The sequence below is a fragment of the Nitrosomonas sp. genome, from assembly GCF_040256045.1.
Lineage (GTDB): Bacteria > Pseudomonadota > Gammaproteobacteria > Burkholderiales > Nitrosomonadaceae > Nitrosomonas.
Map to the genome: position 1 here is coordinate 1 of NZ_JBDZWD010000013.1, position 20,665 is coordinate 20,665.

Here is a 20,665-nt window from a genome sequence, read left to right on the forward strand (position 1 = left end):
GCAACCACCCCTGCAGCCAGTCATGGTGGTCGCTATAAAGATGTTCGAGGTGTTCAATAGATGGAGAGACATCCTCCGGAATGCTCATAATCTGGCCTTTTCGCCCTCCACTATCTGAGGACCGTTACTATAAAAGACATACGAAAGATAATGAAAATTATTATTGTTCATATGTCGTCGGATTATAGGTGCGCGATTGCCATTTGACAATATTTTCGGCTGGGAACCGGTACATACGCTGCACATGGTTGGGTTGACCAGCATTCCGCAACGTCAGTCAGATCGCCTCGACGAGCCCGATGCGGTAGAAACAGGCTGGCAATCCAAGTGGCGCTGGCACGATGTCATAAGCCGGCGAGAGCCCCGCCAGCCGGAAAACATGTGCAACAAGGCATGGTTACGTGGATGATCATCATTGTTGGTCACGTCTGCGTTGAAGATCATACATGACGCGGCACCTACTCAAAAGTGCCGGGCAACTGAACGCAAGATGTAGCAGGATTCTTCAATGGTTCTGGCACAGAATAGGAGATTACAGAGTTTTATCAATTACAACCAACACTATGCAAGAACAGGAATTCTTGATTCCGGACTCCTTGGCTTAGATATTTGCGTATCGATATCAAAAAATATAATATGATATCTTTGATAACTGAACTGTTAATAAGATAACATGGCAAATATACTTGTTAGAAATCTGCCTGATGAGGTACATCGCGCGCTTCGTGTACGTGCGGCTCATCACGGTCGCAGCACTGAAGCCGAAATCAGAGAAATTCTTGAGGCAACTGCCAGGCCACCTGAGCGTATTAAACTGGGATCTCTGCTGGCTGAAATCAGCAGTGAGGTCGGTCTGACTGATGAGGATTGTGCAATCTTTGACCAGGTGCGTGATAAGACCCTAAGCGATCCCGTGAGTTTTGAATGATTCTGCTTGACACGAACGTGATTTCCGAGGCACTGAAGCCCAATGGTGCATTGGCAGTGTCAGCCTGGATAGACGATCAGGCCATTGAAACACTTTACCTGTCCACTATCACTCTTGCAGAGCTTCGATTCGGTATCGCGGTCATGACGAATGGCAAACGCAAGAACAACCTGCGGCAACAGTTGGATGAACGAGTTATGCCGATTTTCGCCGGGCGTATCCTGTCGTTTAATGCCAACTGTGTCGATACTTATGCAGTACTACGCACCCGCGCTCGTGCGGCTGGTAAGGGCATCGACACGGCAGATGCTTATATCGCAGCCGTTGCTGCTGCACACAATTTTGCCATTGCCACGCGAGATACCAGCCCTTTCGAAGCTGCCGGTCTCGAAGTCATCAATCCCTGGGAGTTATTCAAATAGGCTATCCGGATGAGGGTGTTTGCCGTGGCGGGGTGCTAGCACAGTAGATACGTTCGATATTAGTGCTATAGTGCGTTATTATTTTAGCATTTCGAGGAGATACCTATGCCCACGTCCTCATCCTCCCCCATGATAAAGCTCGTTGGCGCCAACGGGCAGATTTCCCTGGGTAAGCAATATGCCGGGCGCCAGGTATTGGTGGAAGAACAAGAACCCGGCGTATGGCTGGTCCGCACCGCTACGGTAATTCCAGACAACGAACGCTGGTTGCACAACGAAGTGACTGCCAACGGCCTTCGTGAAGCACTGGAATGGGCGCAATCTCACCCCGCCAGTGACGAGACCATCGGCAGTTTGCTGAAGCGCTTGCGTGATGAGCAAAGCTGAACACGACGCTGCGATCCGGCTGGATCTTAACAATCCTGTTTTTCAGCGCGACTTGCTCGGTCTGCAAAAGACCGAGCGCCATGCGGCGCTGGATACACTGGCCAAGCTGCTCCAGCTCACCTGGAATCAGATTCACCGTGACAAGGGACTGCACTGGGAAAAAATCACCAGCCTTAAGCCGCCGCCTGGCATCGATGCCCTCTACAGCCTGCGTATCACGCGGACGCACCGGGCTGTGGCTTGCCGCGAAGGCGTTTTCATCCGTCTGCTGTCCATCCCGCCCGATCACGATGCCACCTACGGACGCAAGTAAACGCAGCCTGTCGAATGTACTGGTACACAGGCAGGCTGATTCAGAACAAGACAAAGCCTGTTGATCCTAAAAACTGCTTTCAGGTTGATATATGCCGGGAAAGAAACGTTATTGATAGTTTCCACACTCCGCGCGGGAACGATCAACTAGATTTCAGCTGGCACTGTTTAGTGGGTGCAGGTCCGCCTCAGTAACTGTACTTTATGCTAGCCATCCAATTACGCGGTCTGCCGTAGTAGTTGCTAAGTCTGGAATCGCCAACAGTTTCATAATAGGTTTTGTCAAAGACATTGTTGACGTTGAGAGTTGCAGACCAATGCTTATTGAGGCGGTATTGTGCAAACAAATCGACGAGTACACGCCCTGGTGCGGTAAACTCATAATCGACCGAGGGACCATCGAATGACCCGGTAGCTGGGTTGAATATTCTTGCTGTTCCCTGCCGGTAATTTGAACTTTGCGCAGTGATGCCGCCACCCAGTTTCAGGCCACTCAGTATACCTCTAAGTTCATAACTCGACCATAACTTGAACAGATGTTTGGGCGTAATGGTGCTGAACCGGCCGTTACCACCTTTCATCTCATTGTCATTGAACGTGTAGCCGGCCAGAATTTGCCAACCCTTGACGATCTCACCTGAAATTTCGATATCCACGCCCTGACTGATTTGTATGCCATCATCCAGATAACAGCAAAAGCGACCAGTTCCAGGATATCTTGTATCCGGATAGTTCTCATCATTGCTAGAGGTACCATTGTTCTTAGTGCGATAGAGCGCAAAAGATAGATTCAACAGATTATCAAACAAGCTACCCTTAGTACCTATTTCATAAGTGCGACCGGTGACGGGGTTGAGGGGCGTGCCCGGCAGCGGACCTTTAAAACCCCATGACTGCGGTGTATAGGTCTCTGCGATACTGGCGCGTAGACGGACCAAGCTTCCAGCAAGTCGTAGGTCAAACCAAGATAGGGGGTAAAGACCTTATTATCTTTTACGGCTGAATGATAGGAATCCTCAAGCTCACCTGATGGAGAGGAAAAGGTATATACGTAGTCAAATTCGTACCAACTCAAACGTCCGCCTACAATCAAGGTCAGCGGATCAGTGATTTTCATTGCTAATGATCCGTAGAGACCCTTTTGTTTGTTATATCTGTTTGCAGAATAAAAACCGTAAATATTTTCACTATTGTATGGATTGGGATAGTTACTGGGATCGTACGCAAAGATATCGGGAATTTCGAATATGTCATCTAGGAAGGTAGTCTTGATGGACTCATCATTTTTATTGTAATTTGCACCCAAGGTTAGACGATGCTCGCGGCCAAGCAGATGAAACGATCCTTTCAGCGACACATCCAACGCTTTATTCGTGCCAGTGGTGTCGTTCAAGAAGGCATAGGCCTCCATTCCTCCACTGGTAATTGGGTCAATAAGACCGAACCGGTTAAAATTTTGTATAGAGTAATCATATTTACCCCGTACTGCTTCGATACTTAAATCCCAATCTGCTCCGATCTTTTGACCGATACGGATAAACAGATTGTTGTCGTCTCTTTTGTAGCGATCGTTGGAGGTTCCCAAATAGGTACTGCGGGGCAGTTTGAGATCGTTCCCGTTTGAATAGCGTGGCAGGCCATCCCTGATAACATAGCCATCCTTGTCGCGCTGGATATGGCCGCCGACCGTCAATAAGGTTCTGCTGGTAATATCCGCTTCAACGATTCCATAGAACAATTTTTTGTTGCTATCCGAATAATTAATGAAAGACTCTCCGTCCTGATAGGTGCCGACCAGGCGCCCACGGACGCGCCCATCTAGGAGGGCCACCGGCCCGCTCACATCCAATTCCCCACGATAATTATCCCAGCTTCCTCCCGATACCTGCGCATTCAACTGAAATGCTTTCGTCGGTCGTTTGCGCACCAGATTTATAGCGCCGCCTGGCGCGCCTGCAGTTACCCCATAGAGCGCGTTAGATCCGCGCATGACCTCGACACTGTCAAACATGGCCATATCCAGAGTGCCTACCGAGTAGGTATTAGTTGGGCCTCCGGGTGAACTGCCTCCGGCAACGACTGAACTGTTACCATCAAGCAAGATATTGGTGATCTGAAAGCCGCGAGAATAGAAAGCTCCTTTCCCACTGCTGTCGGAACTTTGCTGTACGGTCACGCCGGGTGTATAGGCCATTACATCGCCCATCGTGAACAGCCTCTGATCCTGAATGCGCTGATGGGTCATTGCTGTGACCGTCTGCGGCAACTCTTTGAGGATTTGACCCTTGCCGAAAGAGGAATAGTCGGTGGTGTAGGAACCGGTACCTTCGGTTACTCCGGAATTGATCGCTGCGCCTGTTACCGTCATCAGAGGAAGCGTTCCGGCTATGTTTGCGACCGGCTGTAGCCCGTACTGCCCTTCGGCATTACGTATCGCTTCCAGCCCGGTTCCCTTCAGCAGTGCGTTCAGTGCTGCCTGTATACTAAAGGTGCCACGCACACCCGGGCTTTGCTTGCCCTGTACGAGTTCAGGCGTAGCTGCCAGCAAAATGCCTGTTTCACTGGCAAATCGTGCCAGAACAACACTAAGCGAGCCGGCAGGAATATCATAAGGGCGTATGGTTTCCTGCACCGGCTGTGTCTGGCTTGCCGCAGGCGCCGGGGTTTGTGCATGCGCTACTGTCTGGCCATCTGTCATCACCAGCAGGCTGATGGCAAGTATCAGGTGGATAGCCATCGTGAACAACGTGAGAGACAAGCCGGCGCCGGCATAGCCGGATGAACTGAAGGTAACGAACGCCGTTTTGCGAGCGATGCAGGATCGATAATGAAACATGATGTACTTTTTTCCTCGCGCAGAGTGAATTAACGAAACGGAGTCACACCGTCTCGCAAATCGAACGGGCTGCCGGGCACACGACACACCTGACCTTCAGAAAAACGAGGCGAAGCCAGATGAGCTGCATCACGATAAGGCACCTGCACGGGTAGCCGGTTGAGCGATGACTGAGTGATCTCTCATCCTGTTAATCGAACGAGAGACCAAAAGGCGGAACTACTTTTTTGAGGAATGGATAGAAGTCCCGGCACACCGCTCGATAACTATGCTCGTACAACGCATATACGGGGTAGCCCAACGGAGGCAGTACAGCCGGAAAATTAGTGGCTGATCAGGTTCAGGGATTGGCGTTAGCGGTTTGATTCCGTGGCTCGATACTCACCCACCACGGCAATGTACGGCGTACGCGGATAGGCATGACGGATTCGAGCATGGCCAGCGCACGATCAGGATCATTGGCCGGATAACTGCCGAAGACGGGCAGATTGGCCACTTCGGGCGCGATGCCCAAATGGCCATTATGGTAGCGGCGCAGTTCCTGCACGACTTCGGCAAGCGGAATGTTCTGTGCGATGAGGATGCCGCGCGTCCACGCTTCGCGAGCCGGGTCGGCAGTTCCGCTGTCTGCCAGGGAGGTGTTGGTAAAACGGGCCTGCCGGCCTGCCGGGAGAATGGCGGTGGTACCGGTAGCAGCGGTGCGTACTTCGATAGCTCCTTCGTACACGGCCACGAAGGTTTCGGTCTGATCCAGCCGGATGGTGAAACGCGTGTCCAATGCACGCAGTTGTCCTTGCGGCGTATTGACGACAAAGGGACGGAATGCATCGGCCGCAGTCTGGATCAGGATTTCTCCCGCCACAAGGTGCAAGCGGCGCTGATTATTTCGATAGTCTTCGTTGAAGGCACTGGCAGCATTGAGCCATACGCGAGTACCATCGGAGAGCGTGATTTCGCGTATTTCGCCAGTACCTGTGCGGTAATCGGCAGTCCACGCCAGGGCGATGCCCGGCAGCGGAGAATGACGCCAGGTGACCCAGCTGAGCAGGCTGGTACCCATCAAGGTAGCAATACCAAGCACAATTTGCCGGCGCCGCCCCGGACGACTGTTGACTGCCCGGAAAACATTGGCGGCATTGCGCCGCTTGGGGCTGTTCTGGATGGGCTTGAAGCGTTCACTGATGCATTCGACATAATGCCAGGCTTGTTCATTGTCAGCCGAGCTGTTGAGCCAGACTTGCCATTGCGCACAATCTGCCGCCGTTGCTTCGCCAGAACGCAGCAGCGCGAACCATTCAGCCGCCTGCTCCATCGCCTGATGTGGAAGATCCGGCTGCGACGGTTGCAGAGAGGTATCAGTGGCAGCCATATTCCTAGATGCTCACAGGAGCCATTGCGGGAACAACATCAGATACCCCCCTGCAGCGGTTCAGTTGCGGTATATCGTGCTTCCAGCCGCATACAGTGAAGCATGGACTGGGCGACATATTTGCGTACCATGCGAGCGGACACACCCAGTTCCTGAGCGACTTCCCTGTCTGTCATTTCACAGATGACAGCCATGACAAATGCATTGGCTGCCTTCACCGGCAAACGACGTAGCATCGTGTCGATTTCCTGCAGCGCTTCGAGTACGATGGCCTGATGCTCGGCCGAGGGGATCAAAGTTCCGGGCTGGGCAGCGAGTTCTTCCAACCAGGCTTGCTCGATCTGGCGACGACGCCAGAGGTCGATACACAGGCCATTGGCCATGGTGCGCAGGTACGTGCGGGCCTCGGGAGCACTGCCGAAGTGCCGTGGCGTAGTCAGCAGACGCAGGAAAGCATCATGTGCGAGATCGGCTGCATCGGCAGCACTGCCCAGCCGCCGGCGCAACCATCCCTGCAGCCAGTCATAGTGGTCACTGTAGAGATGCTCGAGGTGTTTGACAGCTGGAGAGACATCCTCCGGAATGCTCATGCCCGGACCTTATCGTCCTCTATTATCTGAGGGCTGTTACTATAAAAGATAGCATGAAAGATAATGAAAACTATTATTGTTTATATGTTGGTGGATTATAGGCATACAGCAGCTATTTGACAATATTTTGGGCTCGCATGATTGTTGCCGGACAACGCAATCGACAAGCACTTGGGTCTGAAAAAACCAAATCCGGCCAATCAAGCCAATCCTGATTGCGGAATAAGATCAAACCATTTAACCAAACGGTACTCGCTTCAATATATAACCGGAATAGGATCGAGGCTTCGCCACAGGTACCATGTGGCAACCGACCGCCAGGGCTGCCAGCTTTCGGCTATGGTACGAATCGCCTGTTTGTCAATCGGCTGACTGGCGTTGTAATGCATGCTGACAGCGCGCTGCAGACCAATATCATCCAGCGGCAGGACATCCGGGCGATGTAAATGAAAAATCAGGAACATTTCTGCCGTCCACCGGCCGATGCCTTTTACCTCGACAAGTTTGCGGATCAGGGTGTCATCATCCAGATCGTGCCAGTTTACCGTCACCAGCATTCCTCCCAGAAAGTGGCGCGATAAATCCCGCAAATAATCGACTTTCCGTGCTGAAAGCCCGCATGTCCTCAATAAATCGATTTCTGTCGCCATCAATTCTTCCGGTGTAATTTCCGGAATCAAAGTTGTTACCTTCTGCCAGACACTAGCTGCTGCCTTGACAGATATCTGCTGCCCGACGATCGCGCGCACCAATGTGGCGAAAGCATTTCCCTGCTCTTCAGACATCGAATCGCTGTAACACTGAATGATTCGGTGCATCACCGGATCACGTGCCGATAAATCATTAACAGCCTGTTCCCAAAATATCAAAGCCATATCGATCCCTAAAATGTTTTCGGGTTTATACCACGCCCTGCCTCAATCTCGAAACGAGCCATCTTTATCAAGTTGTTTTATTCGAAAAGGTTATCCGAAAACCATGCTAAACCATTGTTACAACAATATAAAAATTCTTTATTACTTAATTCTGCAAATTTTTATTGAGTAAAGTGGGTTAAAGTGGTGAAATATGCATAATTGTGGGTGACAGTGGGAGAAACATAATTAAATCATCAAACAGGCACCTCCCTTGAGATCAAAAGGAACCAAATGTTTCGCGGCTCCACTCAGTTAAGTCTCGACAACAAGGGAAGACTTGCGATTCCCGCGAAATATCGTGATGAATTGTTTACCAGTTGTGGAGGCAATATCGTCGTGACCGCTGATCCTTCCAGGTGTCTGCTGGTTTACCCCCAACCCGTCTGGGAGCCGATTGAAAAAGAATTGAGCAGTTTTTCCAGCTTCAGCCCGCAGATTCGAAGTTTGCAGAGACTTATCATCGGTAATGCCAGTGACGTTGAGATGGACAGTTCCGGCCGCATTCTGATCAGCGCCCCTCTGAGACAGTTTGCCGGTTTGCAGAAAGAAGTCGTGCTCGCGGGGCAGGGTGAGAAATTTGAACTCTGGGATATGGCGAAATGGAATCTGGAAATCGATTCGGCAACAACCTACAAGGACGGAGACATTCCTCCCGAGTTGGAAGGGTTTTCACTGTAGTGCGCTGGTAGTACCGTGCATGTACCCGTTTTGCCAGAAGAAGCGGTAGATGCACTGAATATCAAGGCTGATGGTACCTATGTGGACGCAACCTTCGGCCGAGGTGGTCATAGTTACCTGATTTTATCCCGGCTGGGAGAATCAGGGCGATTGATTGCAATCGACAAGGATCCGGCTGCCATTTCCGCAGCACGATCCATTCGAGATGACAGGTTTCAGGCAGTACACAGCAGTTATGCACAAATACGCACAGCACTGGAATCGCTGGGTGTAAGCCGGGTTAACGGCATCCTGCTGGATCTGGGTGTGTCATCGATCCAGCTGGATGAAGCTTCACGCGGATTCAGCTTCCGCCATGACGGCCCACTGGATATGCGCATGGACTCCAGCCGGGGAAAAACAGCAGCGGAGTGGCTGGCCACTGTAACAGAAACAGAATTGAAGGAGGTCATCAGAACCTATGGCGAAGAACGGTATGCTGGACAGATTGCAGGCGCAATTGTTGTGGAACAGGCACGCCAGCCCATTATTACCACGCTTCAGCTTGCCGAGATCGTGGCAGCGGTCGTGCGCAAGCTCGGCCACCGGGACGGTCGGCAGCATCCGGCGACGCGCACCTTCCAGGCGATACGGATTCATCTCAATCAGGAACTTGAAGAATTATCGGTGACACTGCCGCAATGCGTGGAATTACTGAATGCAAACGGTCGACTGGTAGTGATCAGCTTTCATTCGCTGGAAGATCGTATCGTCAAGCGTTTCATACGCAGACAGGCAGAAACAGACACTTTTCCGCGAAAACTGCCTGTACGAGAGGAAGAGAGTCGCATGCACAGCAGGCAGACATTGCAGATTATCGGTAAAAAAATTCGTCCCGGTGAGAATGAAGTGGCTGCCAATCCGCGGGCACGCAGTGCTGTCATGCGGGTAGCGGAAAAGCTGAAAACCGGCAGTACGGTGGATCAATGATCAAACTGAATATTTTCCTGTTTATAGCGCTGGTCATCTGTGGTCTGGGCATCGTAACCGCCCGGTACGAATCACGCAAACTGTTCATGGAACAGGAAGAAGCACAGCAATTGACCGAACAACTTGAAATCGAATGGAATCAACTGCGGCTGGAGCAAACCACGTTGGCCATGCCTGCGCGTGTGGAAAAAATCGCGCGCAAAGAGCTCGGCATGACCATGCCTCCACCCACTGCCGCAAATATTCTGGCGATCCATCCCGGTCATACCTCGAGTGCGACTGAATGAAAATTCTGTTCAATCCTTCCCGCAAATCCGCTGCTGTGAATCTTCCGGAATGGCGCTCCCGCCTCGTACAGGGATTATTACTGATATCCCTGATCATACTGGTTGCCCGGGCTGTTTATTTACAGGCATTGAACAAGGATTTTCTGCAACAGCAGGGACAATCACGCTATCTCCGGGTCATCGAACAAAACTCCCAGCGCGGCAGTATCAAGGATCGCAATGGTGAAATCCTTGCCATCAGTGCACCCGTCAAATCTGTATGGGCCGACCCTCAGAGAGTGAATGCCACACCGGAACAGATCAGGCATCTGGCTGATCTGCTGGATGTAAGTGAAGCCGCTGTTCAGGAGCGTCTCAGCAGCGACAAGCGATTTGTGTATCTGAAGCGGCAACTGCCACCGGAAAGAGCGAATAAGATCGCTGAACTCAACATCAAAGGTTTGTATCTCAAGCACGAGTTTTATCGTTACTATCCATCACGCGAGCTGGCCGCGCATATCCTGGGTTTTACCGACGTGGACGGACGTGGACAGGAAGGTGTGGAACTGGCATGGCAGGATGTGCTCACGGGTGAAGATGGCAAACGGCGCGTCATCAAGGATCGGATCGGACGCATCGTGGAAGACGTCGAACAGATCCAGTCTCCCAAATCCGGGCAGGATGTGATGCTGTCGATCGACAGCAAAATACAGTATCTCGCTTACCGGGAACTGGTGCGCGCAGTAAAAGAGCAGCACGCCAAAGCCGGCAGTATTGTGGCCCTGGATGTTAAAACCGGAGAAGTGCTGGCAATGGCCAATTACCCGGCTTTCAACCCCAACCAGCGCGCGAGCATGAATAATAAAGTCATTCGCAATCGTGTGCTGGTCGATACTTTCGAGCCAGGTTCAACATTGAAGCCTTTTGCTATCGCCGTAGCGCTGGAAACAGGCCGAGTCAAGGCAAACACGCTGATGGAAACCTCCGGCGGAACGATGAGAATAGGTAAAGCCATCATTCGCGATGTGCGTGACAAAGGTAATCTAACCGTCTCCCAAGTCATTCAGACCTCGAGTAACGTGGGTGCAGCAAAAATTGCCCTGTTACTGCCACCCAAAACATTCTGGGAAATGCTCAATCGTTCCGGTTTCGGTACTGAAACCGGCATTGGCTTTCCTGGAGAGGCAAGCGGTCAATTACGCGCCTATAATAAATGGCGCCCGATCGAACAGGCCACCATGTCCTACGGACATGGTATTTCAGTCAGCCTGATGCAACTGGTACGCGCTTATACATTATTTGCCACGGATGGAGAACTGAAGCCCATTACACTGCTGAAGCGCGACACGCCAGCCGTCGGCCAAAAAGTCATTTCACGTGAAACTGCACAATCCGTGCGTAAAATGCTGGAACTTGCAGTTCAACCGGAAGGGACTGGTAGTGGCGCACGCATCAACGGTTACCGCGTAGCGGGAAAAACCGGTACCGCACACAAGCGTCTGGAAAAACGGAAAGGGTACGCCAGCGATCGCTATATTTCTTCATTCGTCGGCTTTGCACCAGCATCTGACCCGCGTGTAATCATGGCAATCATGATCGATGAACCTTCCAGCGGGCGTTACTATGGTGGCACAGTAGCAGCACCGGTATTCAGCCGGGCGATGGAAGGCACCCTACGGATACTGAATGTGCCGTTTGATGATTCGCTTGGTAATCTGGTTACATCCCCCGTTCCCGCCGGATTGGAAGACAAAGGATGATGAGTACCTCGTCGAACTCGAGATCAGATGAAAATCCTACAACCTGTCTGCTGGATCAGTTGGGCGTCAAAGTACGACATTTGGTGGCAGACAGTCGGAAACTCAAACCAGGTGATACTTTTCTGGCTTGTGCCGGTGAGCGTCATGATGCACGCAACGATATTCCGCAGGCCATTGCGCTGGGTGTCAACGCGATTATCTGGGAAAAGCAGGGGTTCTCCTGGAAATCCGAGTGGAAGATACCCAATCTGGGCGTAGCCGGACTGCGTCACGAAGCTGGAAAGATTGCCAGTGAAGCGTATGGCTATCCTTCCAGACATTTATGGCTGGTTGGAATCACCGGCACCAATGGCAAAACCACCTGCAGTCAATGGTATGCCCAAGCCATGGCTGCGCTGGGAAAAAAAACTGCTGTAATCGGAACACTCGGGCATGGATTCCCGGGAACATTACACCCTTCCGAACACACCACTCCCGATGCTGTCTATCTGCAGCAGCTGATGGCTGAATATCTGTATCAGGGAGCATCCTCATTGGTGATGGAAGCCTCTTCGCATGGTCTTTCCCAGAATAGACTGACCGGATCGGAATTTGCAGTCGCCGTACTGACCAATCTGACGCGCGACCACCTCGACTATCACGACAGCATGGATGCCTATGCTGCTGCCAAGGCAAAACTGTTTTTTTGGAAAGGTCTGCAACATGCCGTCCTCAATCTGGACGAAGTGCTGGGTGTGGAATTGTCACAACAACTGGCCGGGAAAGAGCTGTCGGTCATCGGCTATGGTTTCAGGCAACCCCGTCAGACTGCACAAACAGCCGGTAACAAAAAAATACTCTACGGTAGCAATTTGCAATTCACCACACAATATATCGAATTCGATGTCGAATTCTGTAACCGGCATGCCAGCCTGCAATGCAACGTGACCGGCCGCTACAATGCCTATAATCTGCTGACTGTTCTGGCCACCCTGCTCGCCAGCAATATCGATCTCGATGATGCAATTGCTGCGTTACGGCAAGTTCAGCCGATTCCCGGGAGGATGGAAAAACTGGGGGGAGGCAATCAACCCGTCGTCATCGTTGATTATGCCCATACTCCTGATGCATTGAACGAAGTGTTGACCGGTTTGCGCGAAACACTGGCCGGCACTCGCATCAAAAAACGGATTCGGAAAGATCAGGCAAAACTGGTCTGTGTCACCGGTTGCGGTGGAGATAGAGATCGTGGTAAGCGTCCACTGATTGGAGAAATTGCCTCACGCCTCGCTGATGAAGTCATCATCACCAGCGATAATCCACGTAATGAAAATCCTGCAGATATCATCAGCGAAGTCATGCTGGGTGCTCGCGGTAAACATTGCACGTCCGAAGTGGATCGTGCAGCCGCCATTTACCGGGCCATTCACGGTGCACGCAAGGGCGATATCGTGCTGATCGCCGGCAAAGGCGCAGAAACGAGTCAGGAAATACGAGGGGAAAAATATCCGTTTGATGATCGCGAGGTAGTACGACAGGTATTGCATGACCTGCTCGGTCCGGAATTGCAGGTGCAAGGATGATGAGCATACAGGAAGCTGCACTGGCCCTGCAGGCAAACTGGTCTGGTGACAATCCCGTATTCACCGGAGTCAGCACCGATAGCCGCACCCTGAAACCGGGTGATCTCTTCATCGCACTATCCGGTGAGCAATTTGATGGCCATCGTTTCATTCCCGCCGCCATCAGGCAAGGTGCTGTTGCAGCCATGGTTTCGACTGACATGGCTATCCTCCCGACTCAACCCGGTTTTGGCTGGATCAAAGTGAAGGATACCCGGCTGGGTCTTGGGCAACTGGCAACATCCTGGCGTCGGCGCTTCACCCTGCCGCTGGTTGCTGTGACGGGCAGTAATGGCAAAACCACTGTCAAGGAAATGATTGCGGCTATTTTCAGATGCGAATTCGGGCTAGAAAATGTTCTTGCGACAACCGGCAATCTGAATAATGACATCGGTGTTCCGCAGATGCTGTTGCAACTCGATTCCCGTCATGTTGGCGCAATCATCGAAATGGGGATGAACCACGCAGGTGAAATCGCTTATCTGAGTCGGCTTGCTGCACCCACCATTGCCGTGATCACTAATGCAGGTACAGCTCACATCGAACATCTGGGTACGATTGAGGCCATCGCCCATGCCAAAGGAGAAATTTTCGAGGGACTGGAAGCGCAGGGGATTGCCATCATCAATGCGGATGATCCCCATGCCATGCTTTGGCGACAGCGTGCCGAAAACAGGTCGATTATAGATTTTGGTATGAATGGCACTGCTGCAGTCAGTGCGCGCCAGATGGCACACCCGTCAGGTGATCAATGGTTGCTGCAATTGCCTGATGAAAAAATCGAAATAATGCTGCAGGTACCGGGTCATCATAACGTTTACAACGCGCTGGCAGCGGCGGCAGCCGCCACGGCTGCCGGTATCCGCACAAGCTCGATTGCTGAAGGTTTGCACAGCTTCAGAGGTGTCCCTGGACGTTTGCAGAAAAAAACCGGGTTGAACCGATCAGTTCTGCTCGATGACACCTATAACGCCAATCCGGATTCCATGCAGGCTGCGCTGGATGTCCTGGCAGAAATGCCTGGCAAAAAAATTCTGATTATGGGGGATATGGGTGAACTCGGCGCCAATACAGCAACATTCCACCACAGAATCGGTCAACAGGCCGCAAGTGCCGGTGTGGATGTATTACTGGCTCTGGGAGAATCAAGCCGGCAGGCTGTTACCGGATTTGGTCGCGGGGCACAGTATTTTACCGATCTGGAGAGCTTGCTGGAACAAGCAAAAAGTTGTTTGGGTGAGCGTGTTTTTGTCCTGGTCAAGGGATCGCGTTTCATGCAAATGGAACGGGTGATAGAACAATTGCAGGCGTGAACATATTTTAAAAAGAATGGCAATAAATAACCAGATGAAAACCGTTTTCTGGATTTACAGCCGGGCATCACAACGGAAACCATAGAATGCTGCTGGCACTTTCTCAATGGATTGCGGAAGATATCCGCGCTTTCAATGTATTCAGTTACATTACGCTGCGTACCATGCTGGCAGCGCTGACGGCGTTGAGTATCTCATTTCTGGTCGGACCGGCCCTGATACGCAGTCTGACCGCACGTAAAGTCGGCCAGTCCGTGCGCAATGACGGTCCTCAGTCTCATCTGATCAAGGCGGGTACGCCGACGATGGGGGGTGCACTGATCCTGACAGCCGTGATCATCACCACACTTTTATGGGCAGATCTGAGCAACAGCTACATCTGGGTAGTATCACTAACGACATTGGGATTCGGCGCAATCGGTTGGGTAGATGACTATCGCAAGGTAATACAGCGCAATTCGAAAGGGCTTTCAGCTTCATCTAAATTCTTCTGGCAATCGATCATTGCCTTGCTGATCGCGGTGTACCTTGCCATGACAGCCGATCTTCCCCAGCACACCGAAATGATTGTACCGTTCTTCAAGGAAGTGGCCATTCCACTGGGAACATTCCTATTTATCGTGCTGACCTATCTGGTAATCGTTGGCACCAGCAATGCCGTCAACCTGACAGATGGACTGGACGGCCTGGCTATTATGCCCACCGTCATGATCAGTGGCGCTCTGGCCATCTTCGCCTACGTTGCCGGCCATGCTGTATTTGCCAAATATCTCGGTATTCCACATATCCCCAATGCAGGCGAACTCGCAGTATTCTGCGGGGCGCTGGCAGGAGCCGGTCTGGCATTTCTGTGGTTCAACACTTATCCGGCGGAAGTATTCATGGGCGACGTCGGTGCTCTGGCATTAGGCGCAGCACTGGGAGTAATTACTGTCATTGTTCGGCAGGAAATCGTACTGGTCATCATGGGAGGTGTATTCGTCATGGAAGCGCTGTCAGTCATGATTCAGGTGGCTTCCTTCAAACTGTTCGGTCAGCGTGTTTTTCGAATGGCCCCCCTGCACCACCATTATGAACTCAAAGGATGGAAGGAAAATCAGGTCGTGGTGAGATTCTGGATCATTACCATCATTCTGGTACTGATCGGCTTATCGACCCTGAAATTGCGATGAACTATACCGGCAAAAGCATACTGGTTCTGGGCATGGGGAAAACCGGAACTTCCATGGCCAAGTGGCTTTCTCGGCTCGGGGCACAGCTGTCAGTGGCTGATACACGCACCAGCCCGCCCAATCTCGAACTGATAAACCGGATCGTACCGGATGAAGCCATATTCTGCGGCCCGTTGAAGGAAGAACTGTTCCAGGGGATCGATGCAATCGCTATCAGTCCGGGTGTAGCAATAACTGAGCCATTGGTGCAGACAGCATTACAACGAGGCGTGTCCGTAATCGGTGATATCGAGCTGTTTGCCGTTGCACTCGATCAGTACGCACCACCCGGTACAAAAATTCTTGCGATCACCGGTTCCAACGGGAAAACCACAGTCACCAGCATGGTCGGTGAAATGGTAAAGAGTGCCGGATGGGATGTGGAGGTAGCAGGCAATATCGGCCCGGTAGCATTGGATACACTGATGCAGCGGATGGACGCAAATAAATGGCCCCATTTATGGGTGCTGGAGCTTTCCAGTTTTCAACTGGAGACCACCAGCAGTCTGCGACCAGATGCAGCAACGGTATTGAACCTGAGCGAAGATCATCTGGACCGGTACGACAGTATCGAAGAATATGCCGCCGCAAAAGCACGGATATTTTCCCGCCCGCATAATAATAGTTGCGTGCAGATACTCAATCGTGATGACACCAGGGTATGTGCTATGGCGGATAAGAATAGCAAACAAGTGACTTTCGGTCTGTCCGCACCCGTATCGGACGAAGAATTTGGTTTGCTCCCTGGCGGATCGGAGGTATGGCTGGCACAAGGCAATACCCATTTACTGAAAACCAGTGAACTTGCCGTCACAGGATTACATAACGCCACCAATGCGCTGGCTGCACTAGCGTTGTGCCGGGCAGTCGATCTGCCTTTCGAGCCGTTGTTGCATGCTTTACGTACTTTCAGGGGATTACCGCACCGCATGCAGAAAGTAGCCGAGTTCAATGGCGTAACGTTTTACGACGATTCCAAAAGCACCAACATAGGTTCAGCCGTTGCTGCACTGAACGGGTTTCACAAGAACGTGATTCTGATTGCAGGCGGAGATGGCAAGGGGCAGGATTTTTCCCCTCTGGAACAACCAGTCAGCAAGCACGTGCGCGGGGTCGTACTGCTGGGAAGAGATGCAGACAAAGTTGCGCAGGCTATCCAGGCCAGCAATGTACCGATACACCGGGTAACCACTATGGATGAGGCGGTACAGGTGAGCTTTCTGCTGGCGGAACGCGGAGATGTCGTTCTGCTCTCTCCTGCCTGTGCCAGTCTCGATATGTTCAACAACTACATTCATCGTGCCGAAGTTTTTACGACTGCTGTTCGCCTGATCGAACGCAAGCTCGTACTCACGGCACAGACATGTCATTAAACCCATGATGAGTCCATCCACTCCCGCTTCGCACAATCAGCCCCTTCAATCCGAACTGGATATACTGCTGGTTTCAACCGTGCTGCTTTTGCTGGGTCTGGGACTGGTCATGGTATATTCCGCCTCGATCGCGATCGCCGAAGCGAAATTTGGTGAAGGAAACAGTTACTATTTTCTTGCCCGGCAAGCTTTGTACATACTGGCGGGAATAGCTGTCGGAACAGGTTGCTTCCGGATACCACTACGCTGGTGGCAGACTTATTCTCGCTATCTGCTGGGACTGGGCATCCTGTTACTGCTTGTGGTCCTGATCCCGGGAATCAGCCATGAGATCAATGGCAGCCGTCGCTGGATTCCTCTGGGAATAACCAATTTCCAGCCTTCTGAACTGATGAAGCTGATCATTCTGATTTTCACAGCAGATTATGTCGTACGCAAAGCGGCTTTCAAGGATCATTTTCTCAAGGGTTTCCTGCCCATCCTCGCATTACTGACCATCGTCTCCCTGCTATTGCTGATGGAGCCGGATCTGGGCGCCGCGGTCGTTATCGCGACCATCGTCCTGTCCATCATGTTCATGAACGGAATGAGTCTGAAAATGTTTTTCGGGTTGATATGTCTGGTGCCGATACTGCTGGCTCTGCTGATCATCATCGAGCCTTACCGCATGGATCGTATCAATGCTATTTTTGATCCGTGGAACGATCCCTTCGACAAAGGTTATCAACTCACGCATGCATTGATCGCGTTCGGGCTCGGTGAATGGTGGGGAGTCGGTCTGGGAAGCAGTGTGGAAAAGTTGAATTACCTGCCTGAAGCACATACCGATTTCATGTTTGCCGTACTGGCCGAAGAACTTGGTTTTGCAGGGGTAGCCACCGTGATTTCGCTGTTCTTCTTTTTACTGGTACGTATTTTCAAAGTCGGCCGCACGGCAGCCCGACTGGGAGATCAATTCGGTTCACTGGTCGCGCAGGGCATCGGTGTCTGGCTGGGTTTACAGGCTTTCATCAATATGGGCGTGAACATGGGATTACTCCCTACCAAAGGCCTGACATTACCCTTCATGAGTTATGGTGGCAGCAGTATCGTCATCAACAGTATCGCCATCGCTATATTGCTGCGAATCGACTGGGAAAACAGATTGAAACGCAGAGGGTTGAATGTATGAGAGAAGACTCCCGTTCTGATCAGCAGCATGTACTGCACATGGAGTTCATACCTTGTCCCGCACGATCATGATCATGGCAGGCGGTACCGGAGGGCATGTGTTTCCAGGGCTTGCAGTCGCCCGCTCCATGCAGGCGAATGGCTGGCGAATCGTCTGGCTGGGTACCCGTAACGGTATGGAAGCCACACTGGTACCACAACACGGTTTTTCCATCGAATTGATCCATTTTTACGGGCTGCGCGGCAAAAAACTGAGCAGCTATCTGTTACTGCCATGGAGGCTGGCACAAGCCTGCTGGCAAAGTTTCCGGATACTGCGCCGTCAGCAACCACAGGTGGTATTGGGGATGGGGGGATACCCGGCATTGCCCGGAGGAATCATGGCTGTTTTACTTGGAAAACCTCTGCTGATTCACGAGCAGAACAGAATTGCCGGACTGACCAATAAGATACTGGCAAAAATTGCCGATCGTATCCTGTTGGCATTTCCGGGTGCCCTCACAGGGCCGGAAAATAGAACCCGGGTTACCGGCAACCCGGTACGCACAGAAATCACCCGGCTTCCATCACCGGAAGCACGCTACGCAAACCGAACGGGCAATCTGCACATCCTGGTAGTCGGTGGCAGCCTCGGCGCACAAGTTCTGAATACTGTGCTGCCACAGGCTTTGAGCATGATTCCTGAAAATCAGCGGCCATTCGTTACTCACCAGTCCGGGAAAGCTCACTTGAGTACCCTGCAGCAGGTTTATGCCACTCATGGCGTCACAGGAAATCTGGTGGCATTCGTTGAGGATATGGCCGCACATTATCAGCACTGCGATCTGGTAATTTGCCGTGCCGGCGCTCTGACCGTTTCTGAACTGGCAGCCGCAGGCGTTGCCAGTATTCTGGTACCGTATCCCTATGCAGTAGATGATCACCAGACGGCCAACGCTCGGTTTCTCAGCGATCACCAGGCGGCTGTCTTATGGCCGCAATCAGAACTGACAGCGGCTTCACTCGCACAATGGCTGATGACCTGCTCACGCGCACAATTAAAGGCCATGGCCACTCGTGCACGTGCACTGGCCATGCCTGAGGCTGCACAAGCGGTGGCTGAAGCCTGTCAACAATTATCGGGACAAACCCATGAAGCATAAAATCAGACATATCCATTTCGTAGGAATCGGCGGCTCCGGTATGGGCGGTATCGCTGAAGTGCTGATCAACCTGGGTTTCCGGATCAGCGGTTCGGATATGAACAGTAATGCCACCACCAGGCGCCTGCAGTGCCTGGGTGCTGTCATTCATCACACCCATACAGCCGAAAACCTTCAGTCTGCTGATGCTGTTGTCATATCAGCTGCTATCCATCCCGATAACCCGGAGATCATTGCTGCACGTGAACGTCGTATCCCGGTGGTACCTCGCGCCATGATGCTGGCAGAGCTGCTGCGCCTGCGCCGTGGTATTGCCATCGCTGGTACTCACGGCAAAACCACCACCACGAGTCTGGTTGCCAGCATTCTGGCAGAAGCAGGTCTGGATCCGACATTTGTCATTGGTGGCAGGCTCAAGACGGTGGACAGTCATGCCAGACTGGGTAAAGGTGAGTTCATCGTGGTCGAAGCAGATGAATCCGATGCTTCATTCCTTTATCTGCAGCCAGTTCTGACGGTGGTAACCAATATTGATGCCGATCACATGAGCACCTACGAACATGATTTCAACCGGCTCAAACAGACCTTTGTCGAATTCATCGAACACCTGCCTTTCTACGGCATGGCAGTACTATGCGTAGATGATCCTCACGTGCGCGGAATTATTTCCATGATTACCAAACCGGTAACTACGTATGGCATTACATCGGAAGATGCACAGATACGTGCCACCGATATCCGACACGATCGATGCAAAATGCATTTTCTCGCCCATATTGGTATCAATGGCTCGCCAAGAACACTGGAAATCACGCTTAACCTCCCGGGCAAACATAATGTCCTGAACGCCTTGGCAGCCATCGCTGTTGGTAACGAGCTGGGTATGCCGGATGAAGCAATCGTAAAAGCATTGGCCGCCTTTGGTGGGGTAGACAGGCGGTTTCAGCAATATGGCGAAATACCCTTACCAGATCGGGGATCTTTCGCCCTGATCGATGATTATGGACACCACCCCGCAGAAATTGCGGCCACGATAGCGGCCGCCCGAAACGCTTTTCCCGGCCGCCGTCTGGTTCTGGCATTTCAACCGCACCGTTACAGCCGCACCCGGGATTTATTCGAGGATTTCGTCCGGGTATTATCCGGTACTGATGTATTGCTACTGGCCGAAGTTTATCCTGCCGGTGAAGAACCCGTCATTGCTGCTGACAGCAAATCTTTGGTGCGAGCGATCAGAGTGCAGGGAAAGATCGAGCCTATTTATATCGAGCAGATCGATGAATTGAAAGCGACCATTCATACCATTGTGCAGGATGGAGATGTAGTACTTATCATGGGAGCCGGATCGATCGGGAAATCCGCCTCTGATCTGGCAGAACCGGCGATGAAGTTGACATTGGTAACAGGTTGATCAGGAAAGC

At 51.8% G+C, this 20,665-nt stretch carries 21 protein-coding genes; 16 read left to right on the plus strand and 5 right to left on the minus strand.

Annotated elements, in window-relative coordinates:
* The first annotated feature begins 196 nt into the window (after nucleotides 1-196).
* The 5 genes from ABUL11_RS03940 to ABUL11_RS03960 all read left to right on the plus strand — a co-directional run bounded on the left by ABUL11_RS03940 (nucleotide 197) and on the right by ABUL11_RS03960 (nucleotide 2,050).
* A complete protein-coding gene (locus tag ABUL11_RS03940) occupies nucleotides 197-409 on the plus strand; it encodes a hypothetical protein (protein WP_350282560.1) in 213 nt (70 codons plus the stop codon).
* A 264-nt stretch (nucleotides 410-673) separates the two neighbouring features.
* Nucleotides 674-928 carry a FitA-like ribbon-helix-helix domain-containing protein gene (locus ABUL11_RS03945; RefSeq protein WP_350282561.1) on the plus strand — a complete coding sequence of 85 codons (255 nt, stop codon included), beginning with the start codon at nucleotides 674-676 and terminating at the stop codon, nucleotides 926-928.
* On the plus strand, nucleotides 925-1,350 hold the full coding sequence (locus tag ABUL11_RS03950; protein ID WP_350282562.1) for a type II toxin-antitoxin system VapC family toxin: 426 nt from the start codon (nucleotides 925-927) through the stop codon (nucleotides 1,348-1,350). The genes ABUL11_RS03945 and ABUL11_RS03950 overlap by 4 nt, the downstream gene beginning before the upstream one ends.
* A 129-nt stretch (nucleotides 1,351-1,479) precedes the next feature.
* Nucleotides 1,480-1,737, plus strand: a complete 258-nt coding sequence (locus ABUL11_RS03955) for a hypothetical protein (RefSeq protein WP_350282563.1) — start codon at nucleotides 1,480-1,482, stop codon at nucleotides 1,735-1,737.
* The gene (locus ABUL11_RS03960; protein WP_350282564.1) at nucleotides 1,724-2,050 is read left to right on the plus strand and encodes a hypothetical protein; all 327 of its coding nucleotides are present in this window, start codon (nucleotides 1,724-1,726) and stop codon (nucleotides 2,048-2,050) included. The genes ABUL11_RS03955 and ABUL11_RS03960 overlap by 14 nt, the downstream gene beginning before the upstream one ends.
* A 187-nt stretch (nucleotides 2,051-2,237) precedes the next feature.
* Here ABUL11_RS03960 and ABUL11_RS03965 read toward each other — a convergent pair whose 3' ends face one another.
* The 5 genes from ABUL11_RS03965 to ABUL11_RS03985 all read right to left on the minus strand — a co-directional run bounded on the left by ABUL11_RS03965 (nucleotide 2,238) and on the right by ABUL11_RS03985 (nucleotide 7,719).
* Complete coding sequence (locus ABUL11_RS03965; protein ID WP_350282565.1) at nucleotides 2,238-2,987, minus strand: TonB-dependent siderophore receptor; 750 nt, start codon at nucleotides 2,985-2,987, stop codon at nucleotides 2,238-2,240.
* Nucleotides 2,873-4,885, minus strand: a complete 2,013-nt coding sequence (locus ABUL11_RS03970) for a TonB-dependent siderophore receptor (RefSeq protein ID WP_350282566.1) — start codon at nucleotides 4,883-4,885, stop codon at nucleotides 2,873-2,875. The genes ABUL11_RS03965 and ABUL11_RS03970 overlap by 115 nt, the downstream gene beginning before the upstream one ends.
* A gap of 340 nt (nucleotides 4,886-5,225) precedes the next feature.
* Entirely contained in the window at nucleotides 5,226-6,254 is a 1,029-nt protein-coding gene (locus ABUL11_RS03975; RefSeq protein WP_350282567.1) for a FecR family protein, read from the minus strand.
* A gap of 38 nt (nucleotides 6,255-6,292) precedes the next feature.
* Entirely contained in the window at nucleotides 6,293-6,844 is a 552-nt protein-coding gene (locus ABUL11_RS03980; protein WP_350282568.1) for a sigma-70 family RNA polymerase sigma factor, read from the minus strand.
* A gap of 257 nt (nucleotides 6,845-7,101) precedes the next feature.
* A complete protein-coding gene (locus ABUL11_RS03985; protein ID WP_350282569.1) occupies nucleotides 7,102-7,719 on the minus strand; it encodes a DNA-3-methyladenine glycosylase family protein in 618 nt (205 codons plus the stop codon).
* Nucleotides 7,720-7,992: 273 nt separating this feature from the next.
* Between ABUL11_RS03985 and mraZ the strand changes: the two genes are divergently transcribed.
* From mraZ to murC, 11 genes are all read left to right on the plus strand, one after another.
* Nucleotides 7,993-8,439 (plus strand): division/cell wall cluster transcriptional repressor MraZ, encoded by a 447-nt coding sequence (gene mraZ, locus ABUL11_RS03990; RefSeq protein ID WP_350282570.1) that lies wholly within the window; start codon nucleotides 7,993-7,995, stop codon nucleotides 8,437-8,439.
* 15 nt (nucleotides 8,440-8,454) lie between these two features.
* Nucleotides 8,455-9,408 (plus strand): 16S rRNA (cytosine(1402)-N(4))-methyltransferase RsmH, encoded by a 954-nt coding sequence (rsmH, locus tag ABUL11_RS03995; protein ID WP_350282571.1) that lies wholly within the window; start codon nucleotides 8,455-8,457, stop codon nucleotides 9,406-9,408.
* Nucleotides 9,405-9,695 carry a cell division protein FtsL gene (ftsL, locus tag ABUL11_RS04000; protein WP_350282572.1) on the plus strand — a complete coding sequence of 97 codons (291 nt, stop codon included), beginning with the start codon at nucleotides 9,405-9,407 and terminating at the stop codon, nucleotides 9,693-9,695. The genes rsmH and ftsL overlap by 4 nt, the downstream gene beginning before the upstream one ends.
* A complete protein-coding gene (locus ABUL11_RS04005; RefSeq protein ID WP_350282573.1) occupies nucleotides 9,692-11,434 on the plus strand; it encodes a peptidoglycan D,D-transpeptidase FtsI family protein in 1,743 nt (580 codons plus the stop codon). Before ftsL ends, ABUL11_RS04005 begins: the two co-directional genes overlap by 4 nt.
* Complete coding sequence (locus tag ABUL11_RS04010) at nucleotides 11,431-12,996, plus strand: UDP-N-acetylmuramoyl-L-alanyl-D-glutamate--2,6-diaminopimelate ligase (RefSeq protein WP_350282574.1); 1,566 nt, start codon at nucleotides 11,431-11,433, stop codon at nucleotides 12,994-12,996. Before ABUL11_RS04005 ends, ABUL11_RS04010 begins: the two co-directional genes overlap by 4 nt.
* Entirely contained in the window at nucleotides 12,993-14,348 is a 1,356-nt protein-coding gene (locus ABUL11_RS04015; RefSeq protein ID WP_350282575.1) for a UDP-N-acetylmuramoyl-tripeptide--D-alanyl-D-alanine ligase, read from the plus strand. Before ABUL11_RS04010 ends, ABUL11_RS04015 begins: the two co-directional genes overlap by 4 nt.
* Nucleotides 14,349-14,434: 86 nt before the next feature.
* The gene (mraY, locus tag ABUL11_RS04020; protein ID WP_350282576.1) at nucleotides 14,435-15,520 is read left to right on the plus strand and encodes a phospho-N-acetylmuramoyl-pentapeptide-transferase; all 1,086 of its coding nucleotides are present in this window, start codon (nucleotides 14,435-14,437) and stop codon (nucleotides 15,518-15,520) included.
* A complete protein-coding gene (gene murD, locus ABUL11_RS04025; protein ID WP_350282611.1) occupies nucleotides 15,517-16,932 on the plus strand; it encodes a UDP-N-acetylmuramoyl-L-alanine--D-glutamate ligase in 1,416 nt (471 codons plus the stop codon). The genes mraY and murD overlap by 4 nt, the downstream gene beginning before the upstream one ends.
* 4 nt (nucleotides 16,933-16,936) lie before the next feature.
* Nucleotides 16,937-18,103: a putative lipid II flippase FtsW gene (gene ftsW, locus ABUL11_RS04030; protein ID WP_350282577.1), complete on the plus strand. Its 1,167-nt coding sequence runs from the start codon at nucleotides 16,937-16,939 to the stop codon at nucleotides 18,101-18,103.
* A 67-nt stretch (nucleotides 18,104-18,170) separates the two neighbouring features.
* Entirely contained in the window at nucleotides 18,171-19,244 is a 1,074-nt protein-coding gene (murG, locus tag ABUL11_RS04035; RefSeq protein WP_350282612.1) for an undecaprenyldiphospho-muramoylpentapeptide beta-N-acetylglucosaminyltransferase, read from the plus strand.
* Complete coding sequence (gene murC / locus ABUL11_RS04040; RefSeq protein WP_350282578.1) at nucleotides 19,234-20,655, plus strand: UDP-N-acetylmuramate--L-alanine ligase; 1,422 nt, start codon at nucleotides 19,234-19,236, stop codon at nucleotides 20,653-20,655. The genes murG and murC overlap by 11 nt, the downstream gene beginning before the upstream one ends.
* Nucleotides 20,656-20,665: the final 10 nt, after the last annotated feature.

What these genes read in the sequence shown, in the direction of transcription:
- ABUL11_RS03945 (WP_350282561.1), top strand. Translation starts at nt 674, where the DNA reads ATGGCAAATATACTTGTTAGAAATCTGCCTGATGAGGTACATCGCGCG.
- ABUL11_RS03950 (WP_350282562.1), top strand. Translation starts at nt 925, where the DNA reads ATGATTCTGCTTGACACGAACGTGATTTCCGAGGCACTGAAGCCCAAT.
- ABUL11_RS03955 (WP_350282563.1), top strand. Translation starts at nt 1,480, where the DNA reads ATGATAAAGCTCGTTGGCGCCAACGGGCAGATTTCCCTGGGTAAGCAA.
- ABUL11_RS03960 (WP_350282564.1), top strand. Translation starts at nt 1,724, where the DNA reads ATGAGCAAAGCTGAACACGACGCTGCGATCCGGCTGGATCTTAACAAT.
- ABUL11_RS03970 (WP_350282566.1), bottom strand. Translation starts at nt 4,885, where the DNA reads ATGTTTCATTATCGATCCTGCATCGCTCGCAAAACGGCGTTCGTTACC.
- ABUL11_RS03975 (WP_350282567.1), bottom strand. Translation starts at nt 6,254, where the DNA reads ATGGCTGCCACTGATACCTCTCTGCAACCGTCGCAGCCGGATCTTCCA.
- ABUL11_RS03980 (WP_350282568.1), bottom strand. Translation starts at nt 6,844, where the DNA reads ATGAGCATTCCGGAGGATGTCTCTCCAGCTGTCAAACACCTCGAGCAT.
- ABUL11_RS03985 (WP_350282569.1), bottom strand. Translation starts at nt 7,719, where the DNA reads ATGGCTTTGATATTTTGGGAACAGGCTGTTAATGATTTATCGGCACGT.
- mraZ (WP_350282570.1), top strand. Translation starts at nt 7,993, where the DNA reads ATGTTTCGCGGCTCCACTCAGTTAAGTCTCGACAACAAGGGAAGACTT.
- ftsL (WP_350282572.1), top strand. Translation starts at nt 9,405, where the DNA reads ATGATCAAACTGAATATTTTCCTGTTTATAGCGCTGGTCATCTGTGGT.
- ABUL11_RS04005 (WP_350282573.1), top strand. Translation starts at nt 9,692, where the DNA reads ATGAAAATTCTGTTCAATCCTTCCCGCAAATCCGCTGCTGTGAATCTT.
- ABUL11_RS04010 (WP_350282574.1), top strand. Translation starts at nt 11,431, where the DNA reads ATGATGAGTACCTCGTCGAACTCGAGATCAGATGAAAATCCTACAACC.
- ABUL11_RS04015 (WP_350282575.1), top strand. Translation starts at nt 12,993, where the DNA reads ATGATGAGCATACAGGAAGCTGCACTGGCCCTGCAGGCAAACTGGTCT.
- mraY (WP_350282576.1), top strand. Translation starts at nt 14,435, where the DNA reads ATGCTGCTGGCACTTTCTCAATGGATTGCGGAAGATATCCGCGCTTTC.
- murD (WP_350282611.1), top strand. Translation starts at nt 15,517, where the DNA reads ATGAACTATACCGGCAAAAGCATACTGGTTCTGGGCATGGGGAAAACC.
- ftsW (WP_350282577.1), top strand. Translation starts at nt 16,937, where the DNA reads ATGATGAGTCCATCCACTCCCGCTTCGCACAATCAGCCCCTTCAATCC.
- murG (WP_350282612.1), top strand. Translation starts at nt 18,171, where the DNA reads ATGATCATGGCAGGCGGTACCGGAGGGCATGTGTTTCCAGGGCTTGCA.
- murC (WP_350282578.1), top strand. Translation starts at nt 19,234, where the DNA reads ATGAAGCATAAAATCAGACATATCCATTTCGTAGGAATCGGCGGCTCC.